The following is a 12,975-nucleotide window of genomic DNA, read 5'->3' as shown; positions in this document are numbered from 1 at the left end:
CGCGTATCGCCTTTGGGGCGACCCCCTGTTCTTTGAGCAGCCCACGAGCCCTTTTCAGGATCGCGACCTCTTGCTCGAGTTCCCGGATCCGCCGTTTGGCCGTGGACTACGTACCTATACCTCGACCTGTGATCCCATGATGACGGTGCGTGCGCCGGGTAGGCCGAAGTATTCGGCGGCGTCGGCGGTGATGTGGGAGGTGGCGATGAACAAGTGTTTGCGCCACGATGCCATGGTCGGTGCGTTGCCCTTCTTCAGTTCGATCTTCGACAGGAAGTAGGAGGCGTCGTCGACGGTGATCGGGCCTTCGGTCTGTGCGGGGTCGAGCAGGCGCAGTGCGGCGGGGACGTTGGGTGTTTCCATGTAGCCGTAGTGGGCGGTGACGTGGATGATGCCGTCTTCGGCGTAGCCGAGGGGGTCGATCTCGGTGCGTTCGGTGTCGGGCACGCGTGGCACGGGAAGGGTGTTGAGCGAGAGGATGACCACGTGTTCGTGTAAGACGCGGTTGTGTTCGACGTTGGCGCGCATCGCCAACGGCGCGGTTTCGTTGCCTCGATTGAGGAATACGGCGGTGCCGGGGATCCGGACCAGCGGCGGTTGATGGTCCTGTAGTTCGTCGACGAACGCGCGCAGTGGTCCTTCGACCTGTTCTCTGGCGGCGGTGACGATGACGCGTCCCCGCGCCCAGGTGATCATGATGGTGAACGCGGTGAGCCCGATCAGCAACGGCAGCCACGCGCCGTGTACGAGTTTGGTGAGGTTGGCGGCCAGGAACAAGGCGTCGACCGACAGCAACACCACCGCACCGAGTACGACCAGCCACAGTGGCGCCGCCCATTTGACGCGCGCGACATAGAAGTACAGCAGCGTCGCGATGGTGATCGTCGCGGTGACCGCCATACCGAACGCATACGCCAGAGCCGCTGAACTCCGGAACGCGAAGACCAGGGTCAGTACCGAGACCATGAGTACCCAGTTGATCCACGGGACGTAGATCTGTCCGATCGTGGACTCGGAAGTGTGCGCGATCCGCAGCCGCGGTAGGTACCCGAGTTGGGCTGCTTGGGAGGCCACCGAAAACGCGCCGGTGATCACCGCCTGGGAAGCGATCACGGTCGCCGCGGTCGCCAGCAACACCAGCGGCAACCGCGCCCATCCCGGGGCGAGCAGGAAGAACGGGCTGCTGACCGTGCTCTGGTCACCGAGCAGCAGCGCGCCTTGGCCGAGGTAGCTCAACGCGCAAGCGGGTAGGACCAGGCCGAGCCAGCCCCGCGTGATCGCTTTACGTCCGAAATGGCCCATGTCGGCATACAGTGCCTCGGCGCCGGTGACCGCGAGCACGATCGCCGCCAACGCGAAGAACGCGATCCCGAAGTGCCCGAACAGGAACCCCAGCGCATAGGTCGGCGACAATGCCTTCAGAATCTCCGGGTGCCGGGCGATACCGGAGATCCCCAGCGCGCCGATCGTGGCGAACCAGGCAATCATCACCGGGCCGAATAGTCGACCGACCGCCGCGGTGCCGTGGCGTTGCACCGAGAACAATCCGATGATGATCACCACCGTGATCGGGATGATCCAATCCTCGAACCCCGTCGACACGATCTTCAGACCCTCGACCGCCGAGAGCACCGAGATGGCGGGGGTGATCATGCTGTCACCGAAAAATAGTGCCGCACCGAAGATTCCGACTGCGGCCAAGATGGCAGTGGCGCGTCGCTGTTGAGTACCGCCCAGGCGGCGCAGTAGCGTGATCAGTGCCATGATCCCGCCCTCACCGTCGTTGTCGACGCGCATCACCAGCGAGATGTAGGTGAGCGTGACGATGATCATCACCGACCAGAAGATGACCGATACGACACCGTAGACATTGTCGGTACTGATCGGCACCGGATGCGGATCGGCGGGGTTGAACACCGTTTGAATGGTGTAGATCGGGCTGGTCCCGATATCGCCGAACACCACTCCCAGCGCGCCCACCACGACAGCCGCGCGGACCGTTCCGCCGCCACCACCTCCGGCGTGAGTCGAGGGATCTACCTGTGTACCGGTATCCATGGTGTGTGCTCCTCATCTGCGGGGTCCGCACCACATCGTGCCGTGATCGCGCGCATTTCGCGCCGCGACGCGTCGCTGGCCGACCGGTCTCGTCGGCGCTCGCTCTGCGATGTGCCTGCCGGGCGATATCGACGATGCCCGACACGATGGCGCTTGTGCTGGGGCCGAGGTGTAGGGATATCGCCAAGATTGTGTGCTGTGGCTTTGCTTGTGCGGGGGTTGAGCCGAGTCTTGTCTGGTCTCGTTGTCGCGTCCTCTTGGAAAGTAGATCTCGGCTGTGGAATCGCTCGTGGTACCTCTCGCGCTGTGGGGATCATTCCTCGCGGCGGCCGTGCTCCTGCGCTACCTCAATACCGGCGCGCCGCCGCGCCTGGCCAGAGCGCCGCGGCGCACGCATCGCCCACCGCGTCCCGAACACGACATCGCGTCCCCTAACGCCGTGACCGCGACCATCTCCGGGCACCGGGAATGAACCCGGACCGAAACGCCGACAGGCCCAGCGTCAGTCGGGAGGTGACATCTGCGGTGGGAACGTTCGCGCGCCGATACCGCCTCCCCGGTCCGATCCTGGCACTGATGGTGTCGGGTCCGGTGTTTTTCGCCATCGATGAGCATGCGCCGTGGAAGGTCGTGGCCGCACTCGGTATCGGCACAATGGCGGCGGCAGTGGTGTGTCTGGGATGGGATCTGTGGCTGCACCCCTGAACCAGCTGCTTGCCGCAGGAATCAGGCAAGACGCAGGCACCTCGACTTCCCGGATCAGCACATCCCGGAGGCACCGACATCCGTCGGATCGGCGGCGCATGGGCAGAGCATGCTCTCCTCGATCTCGCATCCGGTTTGTGCGGCCGAGAATCCCGAGAGGCCGTGGCGGTGGTGCTAGAGCCAGTGGTTGCGGCGTAGGCCGACGAACAATGCGGTGCCAGGACGGGCCGGGTAGCCCAGACCTGTTCGAGTTCGGGCATGTGCTCGAAGTTTTTGCGGTAGACGCCGGCGATCATCGTGGACACCACAGTTGATCACCGCGCGAGAAGTGGGAACAGGAATCCGCACAGAACGCCGGCGCGTACCACGAACCGAACGAACCGGGTGAATAGATGGCACGAAAGGATGCTACGGCCGACCGCGATGACTGCGATGTGGTAGATCGGCTGGATTGCGCCGACTGCGTCGGTTCCGTACCCCGCGCATTTCTCGCCGCGACATCGGCTCACCCTGGAATGTGACCGTGTGCGGTCAATATTCCGTCAAGAACGGTTCGCCGCCGGTCAGGGATGCGCAAACGCCGGACCACCCCCGCGATACCCGGCGTATGCCTGATATCGACCCCGCCTGACGAACAGTGGGGACGCTATCAGGAGACACCGTGACGTTGCTCGAAATCTTCCCGTCGCTGCGGTCGGGAATGCCCTCGCGCCTGGACTCGGCGGTGTGGCCGCGTGAGACGCACTACGACGACGCGGGCCGCGTCACCGTGGGCGGGGTCGCGCTGGCCGATATCGCCGATCAGTACGCGACACCGACCTATGTCATCGACGAAGACGAGGTCAGACAACGCTGCCGCGCCTACCGCAGGGTGTTCCCCGACGCCGAGATCATCTACGCGGGTAAGGCCATGATGATCCGTGCCGTCGCGAAATGGGTCGGTCAGGAGGGACTTTCGGTCGAGGTGTGCTCGGCGGGCGAACTGGCCATCGCGCTCGCCGCGGGAATCGAGCCGGGACGGATCGTGCTGCACGGCAACGGAAAGTCCTTCGACGAACTCGAGGTTGCGGTACGGGCGGGCGTCGGGCGGATCGTGCTCGACTCGCTCGCCGAGATCACCATGCTCTCGGCCCTGGTGAACGGTACGCAGAAGGTGCTGATCCGCCTGTCGCCCGGAATCGACGTGCACGGGCATCCCGCGGTGAGAACCGGTGTCACGGATCAGAAATTCGGGTTCCCGATTGCAAGCGACGCCGCCACCGAGGCTGTCGAGCGGGTGCTGCGCAGGCCCGAACTGGATCTGATCGGCTTCCACTGCCATCTCGGCTCGCAGATCCACGATCCCGACCACTACGGCGAGGCGGTGCGGCGGATGATCGCCGAGATGGCGATGGTGCGGCGCGAGCACGACGTCATCCTGACCGAACTCGATCTGGGCGGTGGACACGCGGTCGCCTACCGGGGCGGGGACGCGGAGATGAATCTCGCCGAACTCGCCGATGTCATCGAGGACGCGCTCGACTCCGCGTGCGCCCGTCATCGGTTTCCGCGCCCGAGGATCGCACTCGAGCCGGGCCGCGCGATCGTGGCCCGCGCCGGTGTGACCCTGTATCGCGTGCTGTCGGTGAAACATGTCGAGGGCGGCCGGACGTATGTCACCGTGGACGGCGGTATGGGCGACAACGCGCGCGTGGCCCTCTACGGTGCGCGCTACAGCGTGGTCGTGGCGAATCGGCACCCGGATTGTGCTCAGATGACCGCGACGGTCGCGGGCCGGTTCTGCGAAGCGGGTGACATCGTCGCCGCCGACGTACGCCTTCCGGTCGACCTGCGCCCGGGCGAGGTTCTGGCAGTCCCGTGCACCGGCGCCTACCACCACAGCCTGGCGTCCACCTACAACAGCGTCGGCAGGCCACCGATCATCGCGGTCGGCGGTGGTCGATGCCGCGAACTGCTGCGCCGCGAAACCATCGACGACCTGCTGCGCCGCGAAGCCATGAGCGAACCGGACACCCGAACCAGCAGATCAGGAACGCTGGAGCGCCGCCGCGACATCGACTCGACCAGCGACAACGACGGTCACTATCGTCGATGCTCATGCACGCGCGGTCGACGGCAACATTGGGTTGGTGCTGCTGACGGTTGCGGCCGTCATCGGCTGTAATCGCCACGCCATCGACGAACCCCACTGCCGTCGCTGCGAGCTCTTGGGTGCAGGAAACCCCGGTGCAGAAGGTGTTCACCGGGTCGTGTGGCGACGTGACATACTCCGAGATCACCGCAGTCGCCGGGATCGGCGAGGTGCATTTGGTGTCGAGCAATCCACTGCTGTGCCAGTGGAACCCGCCGCGACCACCGGGGCGAGCGTCACCTTCAAATGGTTGCGCGGCAGCCCGATCGGCGATAATCGAATGCCAGAACCCGATGGCCAGCATCGCAGCGGGACAATTGGCCACGACGACGGTGATGAAGAGGTAAGCACAGTTGGGGACCAACACGCGGATGGGCTCGGCTATCGGACCGAGTCGATTCGACCACCGCTACCCCTCGAACCGATATCCCATGCCCGGTTCGGTCAGCAAGTGTTCGGGTTGCGACGGGACATCTTCCAACTTTCGTCGCGAACCGGCCAGATATACACGGAGGTAGTGGGTCGCGGTCTCATGGGCGGGGCCCCATACCTCGCGCAGTAGTTCCTTGCGACCTACCAGTTTGCCGCGATTGCGTACCAGCATTTCGAGCATCGCCCACTCGGTCGGTGTCAGCCGCACTGCCGCCCCGTTCTTGGTGACCTGCGTGGTGGTGAGGTCGACAGTGAACGACGCCGTCACCACCACCACCACCACCACGGCGTCGTAGCTGTCGGGGCCAGCGCGGCGGACCGCGACGCGCAGCCGGGCAAGCAGTTCGCCCATCCCGAATGGTTTGGTGACGTAGTCGTTCGGCACCTTTGTCCAGTGCCTCCACCTTGTCCACCGAATCCGTACGAGCGGACAACACGATCATCGGTACGGAGGACCAGCGCCGCTGAACCTGTGTCGGCAGTGACCACCTCGTATCCGCGCGCCGCCAGATTGATCCGCAGCGCCCGCAGGATCTGCGGCTCGTCGTCGACCACCAGCACCTTGATCACCGGCGCGCTCGGCTCGTGTCGGTCATTGCCCGCACGATGTCGCGGCGGGCACAGGCACCCGATCGGCACCATCGTGTATGGCCCTGCGCATATCATTCGCCCCGATCACGAACTCTCCGATTCCTCTCGGCCGAGCGGCAATTCGACGATCATGGTCAGTCCTCCACCTGGTGTCGGTTCGGCATGCACGGAGCCCCCCATCGCCTCCACGAATCCCCGCACCACCGACAGTCCCAAGCCGACACCGGTGGTGTTGTCCCGGTCGCCGAGCCGTTGGAAAGGTTCGAACAGCTGATCCTCGGATCCCTGCGGTATGCCGGGGCCGACATCGACCACCGCGATCGACACATGGTCACCGTCTTGTTCGGCGGTGACCCGCACTGGGGTCTCACGCGGCGCATGACGCAATGCGTTGTCCAGCAGGTTGGCTATCACCCGTTCCAGCAGACCCGCGTCGGCGTGTGCGCAGACCTCGCCGACATCCACCTTCACCTGCTCGATGGCCGCCCGTCGCAGCCCCCGTGCCCCCATTCCTACGCTCACCAGTGCTTGGTGCGTCACTTCGTCTATGTACACCCGCCGCAACTGCGGTTCTACGACGCCGACGGCGAGTCTGGACGAGTCGAGAAGGTTGCCGACCAGAGCGGTCAGCTGGTCGACCGATTCCTCGATGGTTTCCAGCAGTTCGCCGGTGTCTTCCTGCGAGAATTCGATGTCCTCGCTACGCAGGCTGGAGACGGCGGCCTTGGCCCCCGCCAGCGGGGTGCGCAGGTCGTGGCTGACGGCGGAAAGCAGGGCGCGGCGTAGTCGGTCGGCCTCGAGCATCGCCGCGGCGGCGCTGGACTCCTCGGCAAGGCTCGCCTGGCGATCCAAGCCGACCGCCTGGTTGGCGACGGCGTTGAGTACCGGTCGGTCGGCCGCGGCCAAGGGCCGTCCGGCCAGCAGCAGCCAACTCGACACATCACCCGCCTGGATGGCGTCGTCGGCTTCGGCGACGTGCCGGGGCGGGTCCGTGCCTACGGCGGCGATCACCTGTTCGCCTCGCAGCATGCTGACCGCGCGCAGGCCATAGGTTTCCCTGACTTGTTCGAGCAGTTTGGGCAGATCCGCGCCGTGCAGCACCGCCCTGGCGAACAAGGTCAGCAGTTCGGCCTGTTGCGACGCCCGGCGCGCTCGGCGCGCCTGTGCGGCGGCCACATCAACCAGGGCCGCCACCGCGACGGCGACGATGAGCAGCACCACCACGGTGACGAAGCTGTCCGGTTCGGCGATAGTGAGGCTGTAACGGGGATCGACGAAGAACCAATTCAACAGCAATCCGGAGAACAGAGCCGAAAAAGCCGCTGGCACAACGCCACCCAAGAGTGCAACGGCCAGGACGCCGATGAAGAACATGGCACTGAGGCCACCCAGTTGGAGGTAACCATCGAGGAACGCGGCGCTGATCCCGCACACGATCGTCGGCGCCAGGACCGCCGCGAACCAGGCGAGCAGGGGCTGACGTGGCCAGAGCCTGCGCCAACGCGCCCTACGGTTGGCCTCCTCATGGGTCACCATGTGCACATCGATACGGCCCGACTGCTGCACCACTGCCGATCCGATGCCCTCGTAGAACATGCGTGCCAACCGAGAACGCCGGGAAGTACCGAGCACCAATTGGGTCGCGTTCACCTCGCGCGCGAACTCCAGCAGTGCCTTCGGCACATCGTCCCCGGTCACAGTGTGCAGGGTCGCACCCAGACTCGCGGCGAGCGCACGCAGCCGCGCCATCCGCTCGGACGAAACACCGGCAAGCCCGTCACCGCGCACGACATGGAGGACCACCAGATCGGCACTGGACTTGGTGGCGATGCGACTGGCCCTGCGTACAACAGTTTCGGACTCCGGGCCGCCGGTCACCGCGACGACGACACGCTCGCGTGCCTCCCACAGCTGGGAGATCTTGTGATCGGCCCGGTATTTCGCGAGTGCGGCATCGACTTGATCGGCCAGCCACAGCAGCGCGAGCTCGCGCAGCGATGTGAGATTGCCGGGCCGAAAGTAGTTGCGCAAGGCCGCGTCGACCTTATCGGCGGCGTAGACGTTGCCGTGCGAAAGCCTGCGCCGTAATGCCTCTGGCGTCAGATCGACCAACTCGACCTGATCCGCGCCGCGCACGACTACGTCGGGCACTGTTTCGCGTTGTTGGATGCCGGTGATCTGTTCTACGACGTCGTTGAGGCTTTCCAGATGCTGAACATTGACCGTCGACACCACGTCGATCCCGGCATCGAGCAGCTCTTCTACGTCCTGCCAACGCTTTTCGTGCTTGCTTCCGGGGGCGTTGGTGTGCGCCAACTCATCGACCAACACAACGGCGGGATCGCGGCGAAGCACCGCCTCGACATCGAGCTCGGGCAGTGTGGTGCCCCGGTACTCCACCATCTTGGGCGGTATTCGCTCGATACCTTCGAGTAACTCCGCCGTTTTGGCCCGCCCGTGCGTCTCGACCAGCGCCGCCACCACGTCGCGGCCACGTCCGATCCGTCGGTGGGCCTCATCGAGCATCGCGTACGTCTTGCCCACACCCGGCGCGGCGCCGAGATAGACGCGCAACTGCCCGCGCTTCACTCGCCCGTCTTCGCGTGCCGAGCCGTCGCCATCCGCGCCCGTTCTGACCCGGCATCTGTCAGCCACGAACCGTTCGCGCTTGCGTCGTACCGGGCTCCCATCACCCGAATGAGCAGCACACACAGCATGAACCCGATCAAGCCAGCAATGGTGACAACCGACATGGTCGATCCTTTCGACAACCGATGAGAGCCGGTTGGGCAGGAGCCCTCCGCCTGGCCGGTCATTGACTTTCTACCTCGCGACGAGGTGCTGAGCTCGATCTTTACGGTGTGTTATCGCCTTCCGGGGCGACTTTGACGGCATCCTTTCACCGAGCGGAGCTGTGCCGTAAGTGAAATGTCAATCCTCACCGCTGAGGCGCTAGGAACTCGTAAAGGAATTCGGGCCGTGCCCCGATGTCGGCTTGACTCACCCTGTCGCGCTCCATGAAGGGAGTGCCATTGGAGGTTGTGGAAATGTCTGTCGTTGTGTTCACGGTGGTCACCGTGGCGACCTTCGCGCTGCTGGGCCTGATCCAGCGGGGGGTGGAAAAACTGTGATCGCGAACATGATCGGCCTCGGCCTGGCTATCGGTGTCGCGATCTTCATGGTCGCGGCCCTGCTCTTTCCCGAGAGGTTCTAGGTGAACACGACCACAGCGGGGATCGTCTTTCTGGCGTCCCTGATCATCTCGCTCGCGCTGGTCCACGTGCCGCTCGGCGACTACATGTACCGGGTCTACGCCAACAAGAAGCACTCCCGCGCCGAGCGGGTCATCTACAAAGCCATCGGCGTCCAGCCCGAAGTCGAACAGACCTGGGGCGTCTATGCCCGCAGCGTGCTGGCGTTCTCCGCGGTCAGCGTCCTGTTCCTGTTCTTCTTCCAGTTGATCCAAGGCCGATTGCCGCTGCACTTGAACGATCCCGGCACCGAGATGACTCCCGCGCTGGCCTGGAACACCGCCGCCAGTTTCGTGACGAATACGAACTGGCAGAACTACTCCGGCGAATCCACCCAGGGCCACCTGGTGCAGATGGCCGGTCTGGCGGTACAGAACTTCGTCTCCGCGGCGGTCGGCATGGCGGTGGCGGTGGCACTGGTGCGCGGTTTCGCGCGCAGGCGCACCGGCGAACTCGGCAACTTCTGGGTGGACTTGGTGCGCGGCACCATCCGTATCCTGCTGCCGATCGCGTTCATTTTCGCGATCGTGCTCGTGGCGGGCGGTGTGGTGCAGAACTTCCACCTGCACGACCAGGTCGCCTCGACGCTCAACGGCGCCGAGCAGACCATTCCGGGCGGGCCGGTGGCCAGCCAGGAGGTCATCAAGGAACTCGGCACCAACGGCGGCGGTTTCTACAACGCCAACTCCGCCCATCCGTTCGAGAATCCGACCGCGTGGACGAACTGGATCGAGATCTTCCTGCTGCTGGTCATCAGCTTCTCACTGCCGCGCACCTTCGGCCGGATGGTCGGCAGCACCAAGCAGGGCTACGCCATCGTGGCGGTGATGGGCACGATCGCACTCGTCAGCGTCACCCTCACCAACATCTTCCAGTTGCAGCATCACGGCACCGTTCCGACGGCGATCGGCGCGTCCATGGAAGGCGTGGAAACCCGCTTCGGCGTGGCGAATTCGGCGACCTTCGCCGCGTCGACCACGCTGACCTCGACCGGTGCGGTCGACTCCTTCCACGACTCCTACACCAGCCTCGGCGGCATGATGACGATGTTCAACATGCAGTTGGGCGAAGTCGCGCCCGGCGGCACCGGCTCGGGGCTCTACGGCATGCTCATCCTCGCGGTGATCACCGTATTCGTCGCGGGTCTCATGGTCGGGCGCACCCCGGAATACCTCGGCAAGAAGATCACTCCCAAGGAGATCAAACTCGCCGCGTCGTATTTCCTGGTCACACCACTGATCGTGCTGACAGGCACCGCCATCGCGATGGCGCTGCCCGGTGAACGAGCGTCGATGGCCAACTCGGGGCCGCACGGCTTGTCCGAGGTGCTGTACGCTTTCACCTCCGCCGCCAATAACAACGGCTCGGCCTTCGCGGGCCTGTCCGGCAATACCGAGTGGTACAACACCGCGCTCGGCTTGGCCATGCTGTTCGGCCGGTTCCTGCCGATCATCTTCGTGCTCGCACTCGCCGGATCACTCGCCCAGCAGGGCACAACTCCCGCGTCGATCGGCACCCTGCCGACGCACCGGCCGCAATTCGTCGGCATGGTCGTCGGCGTGACGGTGATCCTGGTCGCGCTCACCTTCCTGCCCGCTCTCGCGCTCGGGCCGCTCGCCGAAGGAATCCACTGAAATGACCAGTCCCACTACCGAATCGACCGGTTCACCAGCCGTGTCCGAAGATCCGAAGAAGCACACCGCGAACAAGGCAGGTCGCGTCCCGAAAGGCGCGCTCGACCCGAAGATGCTGCTGACCTCCCTGCCGGAGGCCGCACGCAAACTCGACCCGCGCGTCATGTGGCGCAATCCGGTGATGTTCATCGTCGAGATCGGCGCGGTCTGGTCGACGGTGCTCGCGATCGCCGACCCCGCCTTCTTCGCCTGGGCGATCGTCGTATGGCTGTGGCTGACGGTGATCTTCGCGAATCTGGCCGAAGCGGTGGCCGAGGGCAGGGGCAAGGCCCAGGCCGACGCGCTGCGCAGAGCCAAGACCGATACGATCGCACGCAGGCTCGCCGACTGGACACCGGGCGGCCGCGTGATCGAACAACGCGTCGGCGCACCGGAACTGCGCCGCGGCGACCACGTCGTCGTCGAGGCCGGTCAGGTCATCCCCGGCGACGGTGACGTCGTCGAAGGCATCGCCTCGGTGGACGAGTCGGCCATCACCGGCGAGTCCGCGCCCGTGATCAGGGAATCCGGCGGCGACCGGTCCGCGGTGACCGGCGGCACCACGGTGCTGTCCGATCGGATCGTCGTGCGGATCACCCAGGAACCCGGCCACAGTTTCCTCGACAGGATGATCGCCCTGGTCGAGGGCGCGAGCAGACAGAAGACGCCGAACGAGATCGCGCTGAACATCCTGCTCGCCGCGTTGACGATCATCTTCGTCTTCGCCGTGGTGAGCTTGCAGCCGCTGGCGATCTACTCCAAGGCGAACAACCCCGGTGTTCCCGACACCTCCGCGCTGGACGCGCACGGCATCACCGGCATCGTCATGGTCTCGCTGCTGGTCTGCCTGATCCCGACCACCATCGGCGCACTGCTCTCCGCCATCGGCATCGCGGGCATGGACCGGCTGGTCCAGCGCAACGTGCTGGCCATGTCGGGTCGTGCGGTGGAGGCCGCGGGCGATGTGAACACCCTGCTGCTCGACAAGACCGGCACCATCACCCTCGGCAACCGTCAGGCCGCGGAATTCGTTCCACTGCCGGGCATTCCCGACGACGAGGTCGCCGACGCGGCGCAACTGTCCAGCCTCGCCGACGAGACACCCGAGGGCCGCTCGATCGTCGTCTACGCCAAACAGGTCTACAACAAACGCGAACGCACCCCGGGCGAGCTGACCGGCGCGACCTGGGTGGAATTCACCGCCCAGACCCGCATGTCGGGGGTCGACCTGTCCGACGGTCACCAACTGCGCAAAGGGGCGGCCAGCGCCGTCACCGAATGGGTGCGCGCTCAGGGCGGGGACGTTCCCCCACAGATCGGCGCGATCGTCGACGGCATCTCCGCCTCCGGCGGCACACCACTGGTCGTCGGCGAGGTCGCGGACGGCCAGGCCCGGCTACTGGGGGTCATCCACCTCAAAGACGTCGTCAAACAGGGCATGCGCGAACGCTTCGACGAAATGCGGCGCATGGGCATCCGCACCGTCATGATCACCGGCGACAATCCCTTGACCGCCAAAGCCATCGCCGAGGAGGCCGGTGTCGACGATTTCCTCGCCGAGGCCACACCGGAGGACAAACTGGCGCTGATCAAGAAGGAGCAGGACGGCGGACGGCTGGTCGCGATGACCGGCGACGGCACCAACGACGCACCCGCGCTCGCGCAGGCCGACGTCGGCGTGGCGATGAATACCGGCACCTCGGCGGCCAAAGAGGCCGGGAACATGGTCGACCTGGATTCGGACCCGACCAAACTGATCGAAATCGTCGAGATCGGCAAACAGTTGCTGATCACCCGCGGCGCGCTCACCACCTTCTCCATCGCCAACGACATCGCCAAGTACTTCGCGATCCTGCCCGCCCTGTTCATCGGGCTGTTCCCCGGTCTCGACGCGCTCAACGTGATGCGCCTGGCCAGCCCTCAGTCGGCGATCCTGTCCGCGGTCATCTTCAACGCCCTCGTCATCGTCGCCCTGATCCCACTGGCGCTGCGCGGTGTGAACTACACACCGACCAACGCGTCGAAACTGTTGAGCCGCAACCTGACCGTCTACGGCCTCGGCGGCATCATCGCGCCGTTCCTCGGCATCAAGATCATCGACCTGCTCGTCCAACTCCTCCCAGGGATGTCCTGA

At 65.1% G+C, this 12,975-nt stretch carries 9 protein-coding genes and 1 pseudogene; 6 read left to right on the top strand and 4 right to left on the bottom strand.

Going from position 1 to position 12,975, the window contains the following annotated elements:
• Nucleotides 1-114: 114 nt before the first annotated feature.
• The gene (locus OG225_RS26380; protein WP_405177731.1) at nucleotides 115-2,058 is read right to left on the bottom strand and encodes a potassium transporter Kup; all 1,944 of its coding nucleotides are present in this window, start codon (nucleotides 2,056-2,058) and stop codon (nucleotides 115-117) included.
• A gap of 277 nt (nucleotides 2,059-2,335) precedes the next feature.
• On the opposite strand from OG225_RS26380, the gene OG225_RS26375 reads away from it, so the two are divergent.
• The 3 genes from OG225_RS26375 (at nucleotide 2,336) to lysA (ending at nucleotide 4,927) form a co-directional block, all read left to right on the top strand.
• Complete coding sequence (locus OG225_RS26375; RefSeq protein ID WP_405177730.1) at nucleotides 2,336-2,530, top strand: hypothetical protein; 195 nt, start codon at nucleotides 2,336-2,338, stop codon at nucleotides 2,528-2,530.
• 53 nt (nucleotides 2,531-2,583) lie between these two features.
• Nucleotides 2,584-2,763, top strand: coding sequence for a hypothetical protein (locus tag OG225_RS26370; protein WP_405177729.1), 180 nt, complete (start codon nucleotides 2,584-2,586; stop codon nucleotides 2,761-2,763).
• A 661-nt stretch (nucleotides 2,764-3,424) separates the two neighbouring features.
• Nucleotides 3,425-4,927 (top strand): diaminopimelate decarboxylase, encoded by a 1,503-nt coding sequence (gene lysA, locus OG225_RS26365; RefSeq protein ID WP_405177728.1) that lies wholly within the window; start codon nucleotides 3,425-3,427, stop codon nucleotides 4,925-4,927.
• A 376-nt stretch (nucleotides 4,928-5,303) separates the two neighbouring features.
• Here lysA and OG225_RS26360 read toward each other — a convergent pair.
• The 3 genes and pseudogenes from OG225_RS26360 to OG225_RS26350 form a co-directional block, all read right to left on the bottom strand.
• A pseudogene (locus tag OG225_RS26360) lies at nucleotides 5,304-5,896 on the bottom strand (winged helix-turn-helix domain-containing protein).
• 105 nt (nucleotides 5,897-6,001) lie between these two features.
• Nucleotides 6,002-8,506, bottom strand: a complete 2,505-nt coding sequence (locus OG225_RS26355; RefSeq protein ID WP_405177727.1) for an ATP-binding protein — start codon at nucleotides 8,504-8,506, stop codon at nucleotides 6,002-6,004.
• Nucleotides 8,503-8,670, bottom strand: a complete 168-nt coding sequence (locus tag OG225_RS26350) for a hypothetical protein (protein ID WP_405177726.1) — start codon at nucleotides 8,668-8,670, stop codon at nucleotides 8,503-8,505. The genes OG225_RS26355 and OG225_RS26350 overlap by 4 nt, the downstream gene beginning before the upstream one ends.
• A 279-nt stretch (nucleotides 8,671-8,949) precedes the next feature.
• On the opposite strand from OG225_RS26350, the gene OG225_RS26345 reads away from it, so the two are divergent.
• From OG225_RS26345 to kdpB, 3 genes are all read left to right on the top strand, one after another.
• On the top strand, nucleotides 8,950-9,048 hold the full coding sequence (locus OG225_RS26345) for a potassium-transporting ATPase (RefSeq protein WP_405177725.1): 99 nt from the start codon (nucleotides 8,950-8,952) through the stop codon (nucleotides 9,046-9,048).
• A gap of 83 nt (nucleotides 9,049-9,131) precedes the next feature.
• The gene (gene kdpA / locus OG225_RS26340) at nucleotides 9,132-10,802 is read left to right on the top strand and encodes a potassium-transporting ATPase subunit KdpA (protein ID WP_405177724.1); all 1,671 of its coding nucleotides are present in this window, start codon (nucleotides 9,132-9,134) and stop codon (nucleotides 10,800-10,802) included.
• A 112-nt stretch (nucleotides 10,803-10,914) separates the two neighbouring features.
• Complete coding sequence (gene kdpB, locus OG225_RS26335) at nucleotides 10,915-12,975, top strand: potassium-transporting ATPase subunit KdpB (RefSeq protein WP_405183374.1); 2,061 nt, start codon at nucleotides 10,915-10,917, stop codon at nucleotides 12,973-12,975.

This window comes from Nocardia sp. NBC_01377 (assembly GCF_045040005.1).
Taxonomy (GTDB): Bacteria; Actinomycetota; Actinomycetes; order Mycobacteriales; family Mycobacteriaceae; genus Nocardia; species Nocardia noduli.
Note: the sequence above shows the minus strand (reverse complement) of the source record. Positions and strands in the feature narration are given on the sequence as shown.

Bases quoted from the DNA above. Each gene is read 5' to 3' on its own strand.
- kdpB (WP_405183374.1), top strand. From the start codon at position 10,915: ATGCTGCTGACCTCCCTGCCGGAGGCCGCACGCAAACTCGACCCGCGC.
- OG225_RS26350 (WP_405177726.1), bottom strand. From the start codon at position 8,670: ATGTCGGTTGTCACCATTGCTGGCTTGATCGGGTTCATGCTGTGTGTG.
- OG225_RS26380 (WP_405177731.1), bottom strand. From the start codon at position 2,058: ATGGATACCGGTACACAGGTAGATCCCTCGACTCACGCCGGAGGTGGT.